Genomic DNA, 19,653 nt, shown 5'->3' on the forward strand with positions numbered 1-19,653 from the left:
TCCGCTAGCAAGCCAGATTGCGAAAGAGTCAGCGCAGGCAAGCAACCAACAAGTTGTCGCGGACTCGCTGTCAACAACGGCCGCGATCTACTGGGCGCTCATCAACAACTGTACGCGTTCGCCGGCGAAGCGCGTCAGCCCGTATTGCACCGGCACGCCGCGCGAATCGACATTGAGCGATTCCACTTCGAGCACCGGGCGGCGTACCGTTTGTTCGAGAGCGCGGGCGATTGCCGGGCTCGGCAGGCGTGCGGCAACGCGGGTGTGCTGACGGAAATAATCGCGGACGCCGAATTCGGCCAGCGTTGCCGTCACCGAATGGGTGCGCGCGAACACGCCGTCGAGAGCCGGGAACCGCGCCGCCGGAAAGTAGGCCTCCGAATGATCGAACGCGCGGCCGTCGGCACGACTTATGTATTCCACACGCCAGGCGCACTCATGGCGCACGAGGGCGAGCGCTTCGGCGATGCGCGTGCTCGGCACGATTTGCTCGATTTCAAGCACTTCGCACAGGCGGCTGACGCTAAGCCGGTCCATGTTGTTGCGGAAGCGCGTGCGTTTGCCGATCGGATAGTCGATCGCGGCATCCGGAACGAACGTGCCTCGGCCCGGTTCTACCCGCACGAGTCCCCGTTGCGCCAGTGCCGCCAATGCGCGCCGCACTGTATGGCGATTCACGCCAAGACTCTGCGCCAAAGTTCCCGCGGAAGGCAGCCGTGCGCCGCGCAGAAGCGCGCCGGAGGAGATATCGCTATGCAGCCGCGATTCTATCTGCTGCCACAACGGCTGCGCGCATTCGCGATCGATGCTGGCCTGGTCGATGGTCATATCTCGCGGATTTAACAATCACGGCCTACTCGATACCGACATATTTCCATTGCACGATGACCTCCACATGACAACCCTTTCTCATCTCCGCGATTCCGCCGCGGACTTCACCCTGAGCAACGCGCAACTCGTCCTGCCCGATCGCATCGTGCACGGCGCTTTGCGAGTGCGCGACGGACGCATCGACGCCATCGTCCCCAATGCCGAAGACGAATATTCGATCGATCTCGCCGGTGACTATTTGCTGCCCGGCTTGGTCGAACTGCATACCGACCATCTCGACGTGCAGCTCATTCCCCGCGGCGGTGTCGCCTGGCCGCCGATGCCAGCGGTGTTTGCCCACGACGCCGCCCTTGCCGCGGCCGGTATCACCACCGCATTGAATGCACTCGCGCTCGGGGATCTCGAAGACAGCCATCCGCGCAGTTCGACCCTGTTCGAATGCGTGGATGCGCTCGACGCTGCTCGTGCGCAAGGACTACTGCGTTGCGATCATTGGCTGCACCTGCGCTGCGAACTGGCGTATCCGGAGTTGCCCGCCCTGATAGAGCGGCTTTGCGCGCACCATCGAGCGCGGCTACTTTCGCTGATGGATCACACGCCGGGCCAGCGTCAGTATCGCGACATCGCGCACTATCGGCGTCACTATGCACGCAATGGCGTGACCTGGAACGACGTCGAATTCGCCGCGCTTCTCGATGCACGCCGCGAGCAACAACAGCGCCTGCGCAGAAAGCATCTCGAATTCGCGATAAATGCGGCCTACGCGCACCGTCTGCTGGTGGCGAGCCACGACGACACCCGTTCCGAGGATGTAACCGAGGCATATGTTGCAGGCGCAAAGATCGCCGAATTTCCGACCACGCTCGAAGCGGCGCGCGCCGCGCGTGAAGCCGGAATGGCCATCGTCGCGGGCGCGCCGAACCTCGTGCGCGGCGGTTCGCATTCGGGCAATGTCGCAGCGATCGAACTCGCTCGAGCAAACTGCCTCGACGTACTCTCTTCGGACTTCGTACCCGGCAGCCTGCTTAGCGGCGCTTTCATCCTGGCCTCGCAGCCGGGATGGAACCTGCCGCTGGCCGTCGCGACGGTGACGCAAAAGCCGGCCCACTTGCTCGGCTTCGCCGATCGCGGAGCGATCGCCGTGGGCTTGCGCGCCGACCTGGTACGTGTGCGCCACATACAAGAGCAGCCGATTGCGATGGCCACTTGGGTCGACGGCTTGCGTCGATACTGAACGTTTTGTCCAACTGCACCGTGCCACCCTATTCCGCAAGGCGGTCGCACAGCCGGAGCCTCAATGCGTTGCGCTGATCGGAAAACCAGGTTCGGAAAGTGTGGTCCCGCCGCGATTACCGAACCGAATGCAGCGCATCGCACGTGCAAACTTACACTCAGTCCAGTCTCGCTTTACTGATACAGCCCGCTTTCAAACTTTGCCAAATCCTGCTCGAGTCGCCACTGCAATTGAGCCTTTGGATTGGCATTGAGAAACTGCGTGCAAGCAATGCTGGGCACTGCACCCGATGTCGCGCAGGGTGCGACTGTCGCTCCACCAACATGCGATTGCCACAGGCTGGCACCGGAAACAAACGCATACTCCAACCCGTTCCGCGCAATTTGCTTTAAATCGAGATAGCGCAGTCGATGCTCCTGCACTGCGCGCAAGTATTCGTTGGTCATGTCGCTGCGCAATACACCCTGGTCGTCCGTCGACAGTACTACGGGCACTCCAGCTTCGCGGTAAAGCGTCAATGGATGGTCTCTTCCTTTCACACCGAGAATCGCCGCATTGCTGGACAGATTGATCTCCACCGCGACTCGATCGCGCGCCATGCGTTTCAACAGTTTCGGAGCCTCCCCTTCATAGGCGATATCGACGCCGTGACCGATGCGCTTGGCGCCGGCAATCTCCACCGCGTCGCGGATATGCGAATGCAGATCACGCGGCGGAACGAGGCCGAGTGTCAGTTCTCCGGCGTGAAGGGAGAGAGGCACTGCAGGATGCCTGCTCTTCAGGAAGGCCAGCATGCGCATATGCAAGGTGTAATCGCGCAAAGACACCGGATCGTGCTCCGGTGCGGCGATGTTGACGCCGACAAAGCGCGGGTCGGCTTCCGCCATCGCGAAGCCGAGCGCAAACTCGGCGAATACCCGCGCCGCCGATTGATTTCGCCTTGCCGGAATTTGGTAGCGGACTTCGACAGCGCACGCCGGCGCGGGTTGAGCCGTTTTGCAGCCTTCGATAGCGGCGATCTCGGTATCGTAACCGTCGAATTCGGCACGCGCCTGCTCAATCACGGCGGGCAGTAGAGGATTCAATATCGAAGAAAGCGCGGCAAAGTCGTCGTCGGTGCCGGCCTTTGTTTCGACAGCCTGCTGCAACGCCCGCGCTGCCTTCGGCTTCACCATCAGTTCCACGTAGCCGACATGGTCGCGGGCGGCAGCCTCGCGCGTCACGGCAATTGCCTTGCCGACATTGCCTTCCGCGGCGCCGCGAAACGCATCGAAGGTCGAAAAGAAACGGTCGTATCCCGCAACCGCCGGATCGCCGACGTGGTTTTCCCAACCGCGAACCGACAGCGTATCGATCGCCCGGCTGTAGCGCGCATAATCGTTCTCGGCAACGCCGCGAACCGGCATGCGCCCAGGCGTGTTGCAAGGCGGCTGGACGATGCGATAGCTGTCTGTGGCGATACAGAGATCGTCCGCGTCCGCCCAATGAAGATAGTCCTCCGCGTATACCGATCCGCCGAGGTGATTGTGTAAATCGGCACCCTTCGGCATCGCCTGCAGGAACATACGCAGCTTTGGCGGGCTGTCGGCGATACGCTCGAAGTATGCTGCCGTCTGCATTTCTGCCGTCGCCTGATCCGATCTAGCAGCGGCCGATGCCGTCATCGCGAGGAGGAGGACGCTTAGCAGCAGAAATGCCGGTCGGCCGAACGCGCTTTGGATTGTACCTGAGCTTGCTGCGATTTCGCCTTGGCCGGGCGTAAAGCAGATAGCGGATACGCGTGTCGCGATGATTCGGAGAAGACGCGAACCTGCGTCGCGGTCGAAAGCGGCCATGGGAATCATCCGGCGAAATTACGTGGCAAAGTCTATTGGATCCCGCGCCTACTCCAACGGGATTTCCGCACAGCAGACGGATACGTTCCGACACTGAAATTATGCCCGCGCGCATCGCTTTGGGGCAACGCTGCGACACCGCGAATGCAGCCCGAAAATAGATCAAAGCAGCGTGCGACCGCTCAATCAAGCTCCTCTGCCAACCCCAATCTCACGCCGACTTTTTTGAGCAAATCGATCAGCATTTCGCGATCCTGCTGACTGAGCGATGCGATCGCATTTTTCTCAACGTCCATCAAAGCCTTCCGCGCCGAGGGAAGGCGTTTTACTGCCGAATCCGTCAGCGAGATCAGCGCACTTCGCCCATCGTCTGGATTCGGCACTCGCTGCACGATGTCGTCGCGCTCCATCCGCGCCACCACTTGCGTCATTGAAGGCGGTTCGACACCGGCGCTGCGAGCCAACTCGATCAGCGACGTCGGCTCTCCGCTTTTGAGCGTTCTCAGCACGGACAGCTGACCCACGCTGAAACCCAGTGGTTTCAGCGCATCATCCTGCGCACGAAGCAACGATCGAGATACGCGGTTGATCCAAAAAGAGACGGATTCGCGTGGAGCCCAAGGCGATTCTGTCATTTACTTAGCATCCTAAATATAATATAAGGTACCTAACTAATTTAAAGCGAGCTATCGATGATGTCCAGTGCGCGTCCGATCGCAATCGTGGGAGCAGGCCCAGGCGGCCTGATGCTCGGTTGTTTGCTGCAATCCCAAGGCTTCGACGTCTCGATCTTCGAGGCCGACAGTCACGCCGGTGCGCGCCGCCAGGGCGGCTCGCTGGACCTTCACGCCGATTCGGGGCTGCTGGCGATTGAGGAAGCCGGTCTGCGCAGGGAATTCGACGCGCTGGCCCGCTACGAGGACCAGTGCGACTCGTTCTACGATCAGGAAGGCAATCTTCTGCTTACCCGCGATTTTTCAGAGGCCGTTCGTCCCGAGATCGACCGCGGCCAGCTTCGCGATCTGCTGCTCGCAAAGTTGGCGCCGGGCACGGTGCGGTGGAATATAAAAATCCAAGGGGTTGCCTCCGCCGCCGAGGGTCATCGCTTGATGAGCGACGAGGGTGACGTCGGTCGCTTCGATCTCGTCGTAGGTGCGGACGGAGCCTGGTCACGCGTCCGCAAACTGATAACGCCTCAGACGCCGCAGCCGACCGGGCTCGTCTACTACGAATGGGACATCGAAAACATCGATGTTTTGCATCCCGCCCTGGCCGCCTTGCTGCCGCGTGGAAAAATCGGCGCCGTCGCGATCGATCGCGGCCTCATTGCCCAGCGCAGCAGTGGCGGCCAGGTAAAAGTGTATTTGCTCATTCGAGACGATGCCGGCGAAATCGGCAGATTGAATCGGGACACGCGCGTCGACGTCAGCGAACTGCTGCATCATCTCGACGGATGGAGCGATTCCCTGCGCGCCTTCGCGCTCGCGGCGAACGGCTTTGCCCAGTTCAGATCCTTGTGCGTCTTACCGGGCGGCACAGCATGGCCGTCGATTGCCGGAATCACGCTCTTGGGAGATGCCGCACATGTCATGGCGCCTTTTGGCGGCGAAGGCGTCAATATGGCGTTGGAAGACGCGCGTCAGTTGGCCCATTGCCTCGTCCAGAATTCCGATTGGAATGCCGCCACCGCCGACTACGAGCGTGCCATGCTGGCTCGTGTCAAAGATATCGCCGAACGTTGCAATGCCGCTGCGTTCACTTGGCCCAGACAAACCTTAGCCATGATCGAAAAGATCAGAGCGCAACCCTCTGCAGTGACCTAAGCAGAATCTACGGTTAGCTGCCCTTTCCTACCCACGATAAGGTTCTTTGATCGGCACCCCGCGGGCAGTCCGGATCGGCCACTGATGCAGCCAGGTGACATCGAGCCATTTGCACAGAGTCCTTCACCATCGCGTTGCCGCCCGAGGCATCGGTCGCGATCGTCTCGACAACATAGCGTCGAGCGAAAAGATCCGTCTCGCGCCGATAGGACATGATCGCCGCGATCGCCGTTCTCCTTGTGATTTTCCGCAGGAGAGTCGCATAAAAAAAAGCCCCGGCACCGCCGGGGCTTTCGGTTCTCGCGAAATGTCATCCGTCTGGGCGGATGCTCATCGCCTGCCGCGCAGCCCTGCGATCGCGGGGTACGCCAGCATGATGACCATCAGCCAGAGCATCCAGTTCGAGTCGATCGGCGATGGCACCACCGGCACAGGCGGCGTGTACTGTGCTGAGCCCTGTACCGCCTGTGCGCACGCCGTCACGTTGCTCGTGTTGTTCTGCGGATCCCAGCAGGCCGAGGCCGTGTTCGTCACTGCGACCGGGCCTTTTACGAACCGCGCCTGGAACACGATGGACAGCCGGTTCGGTCCCGCTGCGCCATTGGCGACGCCGAAGTCCGATTGCATCAGCGCGTCCACCACGATGCGGTTGTTCGCTGCATCGAAGGCGCACTTGCTGATGGTCGATGAACCAAACGTCGTACACGTCAGCGTACCGCTTACGAACGTCATGTTCGCCGGCATCGGGTCGCGTATCTCCAGATTCTGCGCCGCCAGGTTGCGGTTGTTGTCGACCACGATCGTCCACAACAGGGTTTGCGCATCGACGAGCGTCGCGCCCTTGTTGATGAACGGCGGATCGAAAATGTTCGGCGGCGAGCTTGTCGTCGTGCCGGTGCACGGAGGCGGCGTGTTGTTCGGCGTGCACAATCCACCCGTCGGCGGCGTCACGCTGACGGTATTCGTCACTGACCCACTCGGCGCTGCGCTGACCGTCGCGGTGATCGTGTAGACCACACTGGCACCGACCGGCAAGGTCGCAATCGTCTCGTTCAACGCACCGCTGTACGGACCCGCCCCGTTCGGACATATCGCCCCGCCCGACGCCGCGCACGTCGTCGAATAGGACGCCAGACCGGTCGCGATCGGATCGGACACCTGCGTGCCGTTGGCCGGCACCGCGCCGGTGTTGGCCACCGTCACCGTGTAGACGATGGTGCCGCCCGGATTCAGCGTCGGCGTATTCGCCGTCTTGGTGACGCTGACCTGCGGTACCGGCGGCACGACCACCGTGCTCGTGCACGGCGGCTGCGTGTTGGCCGGTGTGCACAGGCTGCCCGTCGGCGGTGTTGCCGCGGCCGTGTTGGTGACGTGTGCCGGCGGCGTCGCATTTACCGTCGCGGTCACTGTGTAGGTCACCGAGCTGCCGGCCGGGAACGTGGCCAGGGTTTCACTCAGCGCGCCGTTGCCGCTCGCATGCGGACAGACCGCACCGCCGGCGACGCTGCAGGTCCAGGTCTGGCCGGCGATGCCGCTCGGGATCGGATCGGACACCACGGTGCCGGCAGCACTTACGCTGCCCGTATTGCTCGCCACGATCGTGTACACGATCGCGCCGTTCGGCGTCAGCGTCGTCGCCGGCGTGCTCTTCTGGATGCTCACCTGCGGCACCGGCGGCACCGTCACCGTGCTGTTGCACGGCGGCGGCGTATTGTCCGGGGTGCAGACGCTGCCGGTCGGCGGCGTCGCCGTCGCCGTGTTGACCACGTGCGCCGGCGGATTTGCGCTCACCGTCGCGGTCACCGTGTAGGTCACCGCGCTGCCGCCCGGGAAGGTCGCCAAGGTCTCGCTCAACGCACCGCTGCCCGATGCGTTCGGGCACGCAGCACCGCCGTTTGCCGCACACGTCCAAGTCTGACTCGCGATGCCAGCCGGAATCGGATCGGACACCACCGTGCCCGCCGCACTCACCGCACCGCTGTTGCTCGCCACGATCGTGTACGTGATCGCGCCGTTCGGCGGCAGTGTCGTCGCGGGCGTGCTCTTCTTGATGCTCACCTGCGGCACGGGCGGCACGGTCACCGTGCTGTTGCACGGCGGCGGCGTGTTGCCCGGCGCGCAGACGCTGACGGTCGGCGGCGTCGCCGTCGCCGTGTTGGTCACGTGCGCCGGCGGATTCGCGCTGACCGTCGCGGTCACCGTGTACGTCACGGTGCTGCCGCCCGGGAACGTCGCCAGCGTCTCATTGAGCGCGCCGCTGCCCGATGCGTTCGGACATGCGCCACCGCCGCTCGCCGCACACGTCCAGGTCTGGCTCGCGATGCCCGCTGGAATCGGATCGGATACCACCGTGCCCGTCGCGCTGACGTTGCCGCTGTTTTTCGCCACGATCGTGTACGTGATCGTGCCGCCCGGCGTCAGCGTCGTCGCGTTCGTGCTCTTGGCGATGCTTATCTGAGGCACCGGCGTGCCGGTCACCGTCGCGCTGCACGGCGGAGTCGTATTGCCCGGCGTGCACACGCCCCCGCCCGGCGGCGTGGTCGTCGCGGTGTTGATCACCTGCGCGGGGGGATTCGCACTCACCGTCGCGGTCACCGTATACGTCACCGTGTTGCCCGGATCGAACTCCAGCAAAGTTTCGTTCAACGCCCCCGTACCGCTGAGGTTCGGGCACGTCGCGCCGCCGCTCGCCGCACACGTCCAGGTCTGGCTCGCAATGCCGGCCGGGATCGGATCGGATACGACCGTATTGTCCGCATCGACCGAGCCCGTGTTGGTCACCACGATCGTGTAGACGACCGTGCCGCCCGGGATCAACGTCGAAGTGCTCGCCGTCTTGGTGATGCCGATCTGCGGCACCGGCGGCACGATCACCGTACTGTTGCACGGCGGCGGCGTGTTGCTCGGTTCGCAGACGCCGCCGGTCGGCGGCGTCGCCGTCGCCGTATTGGTCACGTGCGCCGGCGGATTGGTGCTGATCACCGTGGCGGTGACCGTATACGTGGCCGTGCTGCCGGCCGGGAACGTCGTCAGTGTTTCGCTCAACGCACCGGTTCCGCTCGGATTCGGGCACGCCGCACCGCCCGTGGCGGCGCAGGTCCAGGTCTGGCCCGAGATCCCGGACGGAATCGGATCGGCCACCGTCGTACCCGACGCGGCTACCGTACCGACGTTGCTCGCCACGATCGTGTAGACCACCGTGCCGCCTGGCGTCAGCGTCGTCGCGGTCGTGCTCTTCTGGATGCTGATCTGCGGCACCGGCGGCACCGCCACCGTGCTTGAGCACGGCGGCGGCGTATTGTTCGGCGTGCAGAGACTGCCGATCGGCGGCGTCGCCGTCGCCGTGTTGACCACGTGCGCCGGCGGATTGGCATTGACCGTCGCCGTCACCGTGTACGTCACCGCGCTGCCGGCCGGGAATGTCGCCAGCGTTTCGCTCAGCGCACCGTTGCCGCTCGCGTTCGGACAGGCCGCTGCGCCGCTCGCCGCGCAGGTCCAGCTCTGGCTGGCGATGCCGGCCGGCAGCGGATCGGCCACCACCGTGCCGTCTGCAGCGACGGCGCCTGTGTTGCTTGCCACGATCGTGTAGACGATCGTGCCGTTCGGCGTCAGTGTCGTCGTCGGCGTGCTCTTGACGATACTCACCTGCGGGTACGGCGGCACAACGACCGTGCTGTTGCACGGCGGGGTCGTGTTGTCCGGCGTGCACACGCTACCGATCGGCGGCGTTGCGCTCGCGGTGTTGGTCACGTGCGCAGGCGGATTCGCGACGACGGTCGCCGTCACCGTGTAAGTCACCGAACTGCCGGCCGGGAAGATCGCCAACGTCTCGCTGAGCGCGCCGCTGCCGCTCGGGTTCGGGCACGAGGCACCGCCGGTCACCGCGCTACAGGCCCAGGTCTGGCTGGCGATGCCGGCCGGGATCGGATCGGACACCAGCGTGCCCGCGGCACTCACGCTGCCGGTGTTGCTCGCCACGATCGTGTAGACAATCGTGCCGCCCGGCGTCAGCGTCGTTGTCGACGTGTTCTTGACGATGCTCACCTGCGGCACCGGCGGCACCGTCACCGTGCTGTTGCATGGCGGCGGCGTGTTCCCCGGCGTGCACACACTGGTGGTCGGCGGCGTCGCCGAGGCGGTGTTGGTCACATGCGCCGGCGGATTCGCGCTCACCGTCGCCGTTACCGTATAGGTCGCAGAGCTTCCGGCCGGGAAGGTCGCCAGCGTCTCGTTCAAGTTGCCGCTGCCCGAGGCATTCGCGCACACGGCACCGCCGCTGGCTGCGCAGGTCCAGGTCTGGCTCGCAATGCCGGCCGGAATCGGATCGGACACCAGCGTGCCGTTCGCGCTCACCGAACCGGTATTGCTCGCCACGATCGTGTAGGTGATCGTGCCGCCCGGCGTCAGTGTCGTCGCCGGCGTGCTCTTCTGGATGCTCACTTGCGGCACCGGCGGTACCGTCACGGTGCTGTCGCACAGAGGCGCCGTGTTGCCCGGCGTGCAGACGCTGCCGGTCGGCGGCGTCAGCGTCGCGGTGTTCGTCACGTGGGACGGCGGATTGGCAACGACCGTCGCCGTCACCGTGTAGGTCACAAAGCTACCCGCGGGGAACGTCGCCAGCGTCTCGCTCAGCGCACCGCTGCCGCTCGCATTCGGGCAGGCGGCACCGCCGCTCGCTGCGCACGTCCAGGTCTGGCTCGCGATACCGGTCGGGATCGGGTCGGACACGAGCGTGCCCGCCGCACTCACGCTGCCGGTGTTGCTCGCCACGATCGTGTAGGTGATCGTGCCGCCCGGAGTCAGCGTCGTCGCCGGCGTGCTCTTCTGAATATTCACCTGCGGCACCGGCGGCACCGTGACCGTGCTCGGACAGGGCGACGGCGTGTTGTTCGGCTCGCATACACTGCCGGTCAAGGTACCTGTGGCGGTGTTGGTCACATGCGCCGGCGGGTTCGCGCTCACTGTCGCCGTAATCGTATAGGTCACCGCACTGCCCGCCGGGAACGTCGCCAGCGTCTCGTTCAAATTGCCGCTGCCGGCGGCATTGGAGCAGACCGCGCCGCCGCTGGCCGCGCAAGTCCAGGTCTGGCTCGCGATGCCGGTCGGCATCGCGTCGGCGACCACCGTGCCCGACGCATCGACCGTGCCGGCGTTGCTCGCCACGATCGTGTAGACGATCGTGCCGCCCGGCGTCAGCGTCGTCGTGTTCGTGCTCTTCTGGATGCTGATCTGCGGCATCGGCGGCACGGTCACCGTGCTCGGACAGGGCGACGGCGTGTTGTTCGGCTCGCACACGCTGCCCGTCAACGTGCCCGTCGCGGTGTTGGTCACGTGCGCCGGCGGATTCGCACTCACCGTCGCCGTCACCGTGTAGGTCACCGAACTGCCTGCCGGGAATGTGGCGAGAGTTTCGCTCAGACTGCCCGCGCCGCTCGGATTCGGGCAGACCGCTCCGCCACTGGCCGCGCAGGTCCAGGTCTGGCTCGCGATACCGGCCGGAATCGCGTCGGCCACCACCGTGCCCGAGGCATCGACCGTGCCGGCGTTGCTCGCCACGATCGTGTAGACGATCGTGCCGCCCGGCGTCAGTGTCGTTGCCGGCGTGCTCTTCTGGATGCTGATCTGTGGCACCGGCGGCACCGTCACCGTACTCTTGCACGGCGGCTGCGTGTTGTCCGGCGTGCAAACACTGCCGGTCGGCGGCGCAGCCGTTGCCGTGTTGGTGACGTGGGCCGGCGGATTCGCGGCCACCGTCGCCGTCACCGTATAGGTCACGAAGCTACCTGCCGGGAATGTCGCGAGGGTTTCGCTCAGCGCACCGCTGCCGCCGGCGTGCGCACACGCGGCACCGCCGCTCGCAGCGCAAGTCCAGCTCTGGCTCGCGATGCCGGCCGGGATCGGATCGGCCACGACCGTGCCTGCCGCATCGACTGTGCCGGTATTGCTCGCCACGATCGTGTAGACGATCGTGCCGCCCGGCGTCAGCGTCGTCGCCGGCGTGCTCTTCTGGATGCTCACCTGCGGCACCGGCGGCACCGTCACCGTGCTATGGCACGGCGGCTGCGTGTTGTCCGGCGTGCAAACACTGCCGGTCGGCGGTGTCGCTGTCGCGGTGTTGATCACGTGCGCCGGCGGGTTTGCGCTCACTGTTGCAGTTACTGTGTAAGTTACTGCACTGCCGGCGGGGAATGTGGCGATGGTTTCATTCAATGCGCCGGCGCCGATCGCGTTCGGACACACCGCGCCGCCGCTCGCCGCACAGTTCCAGCTCTGACTCGCGATGCCGGCTGGGATCGGATCGGACACCGCGGTACCGCCCGCGCTCACGCTGCCGGTGTTGCTCGCCACGACCGTGTAGACGATCGTGCCGCCCGGCGTCAGCGTCGTCGCCGGCGTGCTCTTCTGGATGCTCACCTGCGGCACCGGCGGCACCGTCACCGTGCTTGTGCACGGCGGCTGCGTATTGCCGGGCTTGCAGACGCTGTCGCTCGGCGGCGTCACCGTCGCTGTATTGACCACGTGTGCCGGCGGATTCGCACTGACCGTTGCGGTCACCGTGTAGGTCGCCGTGCTGCCGGCCGGGAAGGTCGCCAGCGTTTCATTCAAGGCACCGCTGCCGCTCGCATTCGGACATACCGCGCCGCCGGCGGCTGTGCAGGTCCACGTCTGGCTGGCAATGCCGGTCGGGATCGGATCGGCTACGACCGTGCCCGCCGCACTCACACTGCCGGCGTTGCTGACGACAACCGTATAAGTGACCGTACCGCCCGGCGTCAGCGTCGTCGTCGGCGAACTCTTCTGCACGCTGACCTGCGGTGCCGGTGCCAGCGTCACGGTCGCCGGGCACGGCCCGGCCGTATTGCTGGGCGTGCACACACCGCCCGCCGGCGGCGTCGCCGTTGCCGTATTCGTCACCTGCGCCGGCGGGTTCGCACTCACTGTCGCCGTGATCGTGTAGGTCACTGTGCTGCCGGCCGGGAAGGTCGCGAGGGTTTCGTTGAGCGCGCCCGTGCCCGAGGCATTCGCACACACCGCGCCGCCGCTCGCCGCACAACTCCAACCCTGGCTTGCGATGCCGGTCGGAATCGGATCGGCCACGAGCGTATTCGCCGCGCTGACCGTGCCGGTGTTGCTCACCACGACCGTGTAAACCACCGTGCCGCCCGGCGTGAGTATGCTGACGTTCGCACTCTTGGTGATGCCGATCTGCGGTACCGGCGGCACCGTGACCGTACTCGTGCACGGCGGTGCCGTGTTGTTCGGCTCGCACACGCTGGCCGTCGGCGGAGTCGCCGTCGCGGTGTTCGTCACATGTGCCGGCGGCGTTCCGCTCACGGTCGCGGTGACGGTGTAAGTCACTGTACCGCCGCCTGGGAACGTCGCCAGCGTTTCGCTCAGCGCCCCGCTGCCGCTCGCATTCGGACATGCCGCGCCGCCACCGGCCGCACAGGTCCATGTCTGGCTGGTGATACCGGTCGGAATCGGGTCCGCCACTACCGTACCGGCCACACTGACCGCGCCGACGTTGCTCGCCACAATCGTGTAGACGATCGTGCCACCCGGCGTCAGCGTCGTCGCCGGCGTGCTCTTCTGGATATTCACCTGCGGCACCGGCGGCACCGTCACTGTGCTCTTGCACGGCGGCTGTGAGTTGTTCGGTTTGCACACGCTGCCGATCGGCGGCGTCACCGTCGCCGTGTTCGTCACCTGCGCCGGCGGCGTGCCGCTCACGGTCGCGGTCACGGTGTAGGTGACCGCACTGCCGGCCGGGAAGGCCGCCAGGGTTTCGTTCAACGCACCGCTGCCCGACGCGTTCGGACACGCCGCGCCGCCGCTCGTCGCGCAGGTCCAGGTCTGGCCCGTGATACCGGCGGGGATCGGATCGGAGACCAGCGTTCCCGGCGCACTCACGCTACCCACGTTGCTCGCGACGATCGTGTAGACGATCGTGCCGTTCGGCGTCAGCGTCGTCGACGGCGTGCTCTTCTGGATACTCACCTGCGGCGTCGGCGGCACGACCACCGTGCACGCCGCTGCGGGCGACGCCGACGAGCAGTTCGACGGATCGGGCGAGAGCACCGTGTTCGTCATCGTCGCCGGCGGATTCGGATTCGCCGTCACCGTGTACGTGATCGTCGCCGCCGCACCCGCGGCCAGCGGACCGCTCCACGACAGCACCGGCGCCGCGTACGCCGCCGTGCCGGCCGAGGCAGTGAGGTTGTCGCTATAGCTCGCACCGGCAAGCACGTTGGTCAGATCGTCGGTGAACGAAGCCGGCGCCGCGGCCGAATAAGGCATGCTGCCGTTGTTCGTCACCGTGATCGTGTAGGTCAATCCTCCGCCCGGCTGGATCGCCGGCGCCGAGGCCGTCTTGGCAAAATTGAGCCGGCACTGCGCCGCCGTCGGCGCGGCCGTGAACGAGGTCGTGCCGCTCGAGGTGCCGGCCGGCCCGTCGGTCAGGCCGCCCGCCGTGGTCACCACGTTGGCGACGTCGACGATCGGCGCCGTGGTCAGGCAGGACACCGGCGGCACGACGGTCTGGTAGCACATCTGCATCGGGTCGCCGTTCCACGACAGCGCCGCGGACGCCGCATTGACCGCCGCCGTGTTGGTCACGCCCGTCAATGTGACCGACGCGGCCAGCGAGGTGTAGTTGCCCGAGACAGCCAGCGAGGAAATATCGAGTGAAGTACCGCTCAGTACGACGTTGATAAAACCCGGCACCGGATTGCCGTTGGTGTCGTACAACGTCACCGTGGCTTGCGCATATTCCGCACCGGTCAGGCCGACCAAGGTCAGCTTGTCCCAGTTGGACACATGCGTGCCGCCGTCGCAGTAATAGCCGGTCGGCGTCGTCTTCGTGATCGACGTGGATGCGCTGACGCAGGCGCCGCCCGTGCTCGTACTGAACACGACGATCTGCGCACCGTCACCGTTCGCGGCCATGCAGCCCGGCAGATTGGCGAGCGGACGTACCGTATAGCTGCGCAGGCTGGCCGGTCCGGCGAAACCGGCGCAAGCCGGCACCGCGCCGTTACCGACACGCGCAGCGAAGTCGTAGCAGTTCGTGCTCGTGTTGCCGATCGTCACATAGTACTTCGCACCGATCAGCACGCCCGTACCGAAGCCGAGCCCAGGGGCGGGATTCGGCGGGCTCGGGCTGAAACTGAATTGCGTCGCCGTCCACGGATTCGCGAGCGCGGTGTTCGACGTGCTGAAGCAAAGCGAGTTGTAGACCGCGCAGGCGCCGAGCACGACGCCGGTCGACGAAACGACCGGAAGCACCTCGCTCGGCTGGTTTCCGGGTTGCGTCCCGCCCGTCCCTTGATTGGTCACCAGCGTCGGCGTCGCGCCCGAAATGTTGTAGCCGAACAAAAAGCTCGCGTTGTTGTAGGCGTAGGTGAAATACACATAGTCGCCGTACGTGCCCAACTCGCCGATATAGCCGGCGATGTTGGCAGCCGGCTGCGCACCGATGCCCGCATTGGTGATGCCGCATGCCGCGCCGTTGGCGCCGCTTGCCGGATCGAAGCAAAGCAGATTGCCGTTGCCGTCAACATAGTAGTACTTGCCGTTCGAGGCTCGAATGCCGTCGCCGATGACCAATGCCGCGCTCATCGAGGTGCGCGCAAAAGGCACCGTATCGAGCTGGATAAAGCCGCAACTCTGCAGGCTGCTCAAATTCAGGCATTGCATGCCGATCGGGTACACGCCGCCGACGGCATTCAGCGCTTGCACCGACCAATACAGCTTGCCGTTGTAGATGAAGGAACCGTTGATGCCGGCCGTCGTGTACAGCCCGGGCGTGCCGGCGCCGAGCGGCGTGCCCAGCGTCGCATCGACAAAGGTCGAATAGGCCGGCCAGCCCGGGCACACCGTGTTGTTGATGGTCGCGCAGAACACCACGGTCGAACTCGAGTTGTGGTGATAGACCGTATAGATATTGTTGTTGAAGCCTTCGACCGAATAGCCGTCGCCGCCCGGCGTATTGAAGTTGAGCGTGCTCGCGAGGAACGGCGGCGCCAGCGAAGAAGTCCCGCTGTTCACGCCGGCCACGCGGTTGCTGCCCGTCGTCAGCGCACCGACCCCGTTCACTCCGGCCGGCGGGGTACCTCCCGTCCAGGTACTGCCGTTGTTGGTCGTGTATTGCATCGACAGCGCTGGCGGAACTTGCAGCGAACCCGGCACGTAGACCTGGCCGTTGGTGATCAGATCGGTGAGGTTGACCGTCGCATTGCTGCCGGTGTTGTTCGCGTAATTGACGACCCATTGAATCGTATCGCCCGGCGCCGCCGTGCCGATCGTACTCGTGCGCGAATCCGAGGTGGAACCGTCCGTCAGGTTCTTCGCATTCTTGAACAACTTCGATACGCCGATCGAGGCATTGGTCAGCGTGCAGGAAATCGCCGCGCCGTTCACCGGCGTGATCGTTGCGGAACCGCTGAACGCCCCGCTCGGCAAGCCGCTTTGCAGTCCGTTCGCGTCCGTGCACGCAATCGTCGCGGAGTACTTCGACGGCGGCGTCGAACTCGTCAACGCTTCGGTCAGATAGTACGTCGTACCTGCTGTCGCCGCGTATGCGCCGGTCGTGCCGCTGCCCGTCGTGACCGTTGCGCCGGAACCGGTGGTTGTGGAATTGGTTGTCGAATTGACCGGCGTGCCGGTCGCACTGCCGGTGCGAATCGCCACCGTGAACTGGTCGGCTATGGCGAAACGTGTGTTGGTCAGCGCCTTGGTCAGAGTGATCGCCGGACGCGACGTATTCGCGATGGTGCACGAAATCGCCGCCGCCAGGACCGGCGTGATCGTGAATCCGGTTGCCGAGTTGTAGGGCTGGTTGCTCGGCAGTGCCGGCTGCACGTTATTCGCGTCGGTGCAGGTAATCGTCGAGGTGTAGTTGCCGAGCGACGCAACGGGCGCACCCGCGCCATCTTCGCGCAGCACGTAGGTGCTGCCGCCCGCGAGCGTCGTCACGCCCGTCGTGCCGGTTCCGGCATCGACGCCCGTGCCCGTGCCGGTCGTGGTCGAATTCGTGGTCGCGTTCTGCACCGCTCCGCCGAACGTGCCGGCGCGGATCGACGTCGTGAACTGATCCGCCGCGCCGAAGCGCGGCGCGCCCAGCGCCTTGCCGAGAACCAGCGTCGGCTGCGCAAGGAAGGTCACCGAACTGCTGCCGGGCAGACTCACGCCCGACGATGCCGTGATATTCGAAGCGCTGTTGGTATACGTCCCCGGCGCCGCCGAGGTCACATTGACCGTGACCGTACACGAGGTCATGCCGACGTTGAGGTTGCCTGTCACCGTAACCGTCGAACCGCCGGCCGCTGCCGTGACCACACCGGACGGGCACGTGGTGGTCGCAGTCGGCGCGGTCACGGTCAATCCGGTCGGCAAGGTGTCGGTGAACGACCAGCCGTTCTTTGCTCCGAGTTCATTGGTGTTGGTGACCGTGAAGGTCAGCACCGTGGTCTGGCCGACTCCGCGCGTCGTCGGCGCGAACGACTTATCCAATTGCGGCGTGACGTCGAGAATCTGCACGTTGTCGAATGCGTGGTCGTTACCCGTGCCGCTGCCCTGATTGTTGATCATGCGCACGCCGACCGAGTTGCCGCTGATCAGCACTGCGCTGTTCGCGGTATAGGTGCTGACGTTTATCGCCCGCGCCGCAACGACGCCGACCGCGGGCGCATTGACCGCGTTGGTCGTAGAGCAGCCGTCTATCTGCGCGCCGGCGGCAGTCGGGTTGCCGCTGCCGTCGAGCAAATAGAATTGCAGCAGCGGGTGCGCAGCGAAACAGTTCACCGCGGCGACGTCCACGCTGAACGTGACGAAACGGTTGTTGGCCACGAACGGAATGTTCGTCGCGGTCTGGAATTCGACTTTTCCTGCGCCGGGATCGCCGGAGGTGAAAGCGGATACCGCGTAGTTGTTCGCCGCATTCGTCGCGTTTTCCCCGCGGAACATGCCGAGCGCGTCGGAAAGCTGCTGCGTCGAGTTCCAACTGTTCTGCACGTTCGCGCAATCGGCGATCGGTGCCGCGCTCGTGATCGACTGGTTGGCGGATGCGATCCAGCCGTTGCACAGCGTGAGCCACGCGGGATCCGCCGTATAAGTCTGCCCGGTTGTGCCGGTATAGGCGTTGAGCTTGACGATCGGCGTCGGGCCCGGGCGGTTCTGGAAGTCTTCCAGGTAAACCACCGTGGGCGCTTGCGCGGTTCCCGGCGTTCCGGGCGTGGTCGCGCCCGCGTCGGCCGTGAAGAATGCAGCGACGGCGGCCAACATGCAGACGATCACGCCGCCGCCTTTCGATATCCGCTTCCGGCGCACGTTTTGCTCCGCCACGGAAATGATGGAAGGACGACAATCAGAGGCATGGACCGACATGGCAGCTTCCTTGAAGAATTCTGGTTCGACAAAAACTCATACGCGCGGCGCACCGCAGCGTGGGGCAGCGCAATAAACGACGGCGACCGCCGCGAGCGGCGTACTCGCACGGGGGAAAAAAGATCTGGGACGATGAAGACGGCGAACCGGAACGAAGAGAATCCGGGCGATGTGAGCAGCGGCAAATCGATGCGCTTCGGTGGACTGCGCAGCCACACGACGCAACGCGCCGACAAGCCCGCCTGCCAGCCAAATAAAACTGCCGGTATCCGATGGCCGTTGCCGTCCGCCTAGTGCAATACCCGCTTGCATGCCTCCCCCTGTGGCCACCAATTCCTGAGCGAGGCGGCATCCGACATCGCCGTTTCGCGAACGCAATCGCACTTGTATTCGGAGACTTAATCGAGACGCGGCTGCGCCTGCAATTCCCCCACTCCCGATCCAAATGCGAAATATTGGTGCGAGCGCTTCAGCACGCTTGCGGCGGGAAAATAGCCAATCGGTTAAACAGATTCATTCACCGATGTTCACCAATCCTCACTCGGTTTGATTGAGTTCACGGAATATCGAAATCTCGTATATGAAGAAATTTTTACCAAGCCGGTAATGCCGACCTGCGCACACAAACGAGACTGAGCCGATTGCCTCCGCGCACTCGCTGCGCGCCGATGGCAACAAAGCTATTGGTCGGAAGGCATCTGCCCTGCGTCGAAAAAAATTCGCAATGCACACGCAGACAAATAAATCTTTGCGCTGTTTGCCGTTTCCGTGCTTTCGGCGTGAATTGCGTGGCTCTCTTTAACGTCACGTCGATCGTTTTGAGCAACACCGAGTCGAAGCACGCGTTGAAGCTGCCGCAGCTTTTTGCAACGCATGCCCTGGCTGGAAAGTTCGACGTTGCGGAGATGCCGTGATCGCTGTGCGAGAAAATCATTGCCGCCGATCAATGATTGCTCGGCACAAACAGCGCATGCGACGTCGAGCGCTTTTGCGGTGCGACTACTTGGTGTTTGCGTGCGGCAATGTCGCGACGGTATCCGACACGGCAGCGAACGCGGTGAGCGCCTCGGTCAGTTCTTCCAGCGACGGCCCGCCCAGGCAAAGGCGGATGCCACTCGCTCGATCTCCCGCGTCAACCATGACCGATTGCGGCGGCGTGACTTTGATGCCGATCGCGGCAGCGGCCGAGTGCAGGCGATCGGCGACATCGCGCGCTGCCGGAAGCCAGGCATGGCAGGCCGCGGGATGAGTGATCAGTCCGGCACTGCCGAGAAACGATGCGGCCAGATTCGATCGGCGGCGCGCCTCATCGATCAGATCCTTCTGAACGGAGACGATGAGACCACTCGCCAGCCATTGCTCCACCAACGCACAGGACAGCGGCGCCGGCTCCATCGGCATGTCGCGAACGATCGCCTCGGCTGCATCCATCATCTCCACTGGAAGTGCCAGCGCACCGATGCGCAGACCCGGACCGAGCGACTTCGACAAACCGTTGACGTGAAGCGTGATGTCCGGCGCCAGAGCGGCCAGCGGCGGCTCCGTT

Annotated in this window: 9 protein-coding genes; 3 read left to right on the forward strand and 6 right to left on the reverse strand. The window is 64.6% G+C overall.

All coding sequences use genetic code 11. The features are described 5' to 3' along the window. Positions 1–87: 87 nt before the first annotated feature. A complete protein-coding gene (gene phnF / locus FFS30_RS22950; protein WP_137915531.1) occupies positions 88–828 on the reverse strand; it encodes a phosphonate metabolism transcriptional regulator PhnF in 741 nt (246 codons plus the stop codon). 67 nt (positions 829–895) lie between these two features. On the opposite strand from phnF, the gene FFS30_RS22955 reads away from it, so the two are divergent. Then, the gene (locus FFS30_RS22955) at positions 896–2,065 is read left to right on the forward strand and encodes an alpha-D-ribose 1-methylphosphonate 5-triphosphate diphosphatase (protein WP_137915532.1); all 1,170 of its coding nucleotides are present in this window, start codon (positions 896–898) and stop codon (positions 2,063–2,065) included. A gap of 173 nt (positions 2,066–2,238) precedes the next feature. Here FFS30_RS22955 and FFS30_RS22960 read toward each other — a convergent pair whose 3' ends face one another. Together FFS30_RS22960 and FFS30_RS22965 are read right to left on the reverse strand one after the other, a co-directional pair. After that, positions 2,239–3,900 carry an adenosine deaminase gene (locus tag FFS30_RS22960; RefSeq protein WP_212742565.1) on the reverse strand — a complete coding sequence of 554 codons (1,662 nt, stop codon included), beginning with the start codon at positions 3,898–3,900 and terminating at the stop codon, positions 2,239–2,241. 182 nt (positions 3,901–4,082) lie between these two features. Then, complete coding sequence (locus tag FFS30_RS22965) at positions 4,083–4,535, reverse strand: MarR family transcriptional regulator (RefSeq protein WP_137915533.1); 453 nt, start codon at positions 4,533–4,535, stop codon at positions 4,083–4,085. 57 nt (positions 4,536–4,592) lie between these two features. On the opposite strand from FFS30_RS22965, the gene FFS30_RS22970 reads away from it, so the two are divergent. Then, the gene (locus FFS30_RS22970) at positions 4,593–5,723 is read left to right on the forward strand and encodes an NAD(P)/FAD-dependent oxidoreductase (protein WP_137915534.1); all 1,131 of its coding nucleotides are present in this window, start codon (positions 4,593–4,595) and stop codon (positions 5,721–5,723) included. Between the two features lie 330 nt (positions 5,724–6,053). Here FFS30_RS22970 and FFS30_RS22975 read toward each other — a convergent pair whose 3' ends face one another. Continuing rightward, positions 6,054–18,050, reverse strand: a complete 11,997-nt coding sequence (locus FFS30_RS22975; RefSeq protein ID WP_137915535.1) for a DUF11 domain-containing protein — start codon at positions 18,048–18,050, stop codon at positions 6,054–6,056. A gap of 45 nt (positions 18,051–18,095) precedes the next feature. Here FFS30_RS22975 and FFS30_RS22980 point away from each other — a divergent pair, with 45 nt between their 5' ends. Next, positions 18,096–18,401, forward strand: a complete 306-nt coding sequence (locus tag FFS30_RS22980) for a hypothetical protein (RefSeq protein WP_137915536.1) — start codon at positions 18,096–18,098, stop codon at positions 18,399–18,401. Between the two features lie 386 nt (positions 18,402–18,787). Here the strand turns inward: FFS30_RS22980 and FFS30_RS22985 are convergent, their stop codons facing one another. Both FFS30_RS22985 and FFS30_RS22990 read right to left on the reverse strand, forming a co-directional pair. Continuing rightward, entirely contained in the window at positions 18,788–19,054 is a 267-nt protein-coding gene (locus FFS30_RS22985; protein ID WP_137915537.1) for a hypothetical protein, read from the reverse strand. 52 nt (positions 19,055–19,106) lie between these two features. Continuing rightward, on the reverse strand, positions 19,107–19,653 hold a 547-nt coding region (locus tag FFS30_RS22990), incomplete at its 5' end, for an aminotransferase class I/II-fold pyridoxal phosphate-dependent enzyme (protein ID WP_137915538.1).

Origin of the sequence: Rudaea sp. 3F27F6, assembly GCF_005503555.1 — a bacterium.
GTDB lineage: Bacteria > Pseudomonadota > Gammaproteobacteria > Xanthomonadales > Rhodanobacteraceae > Rudaea.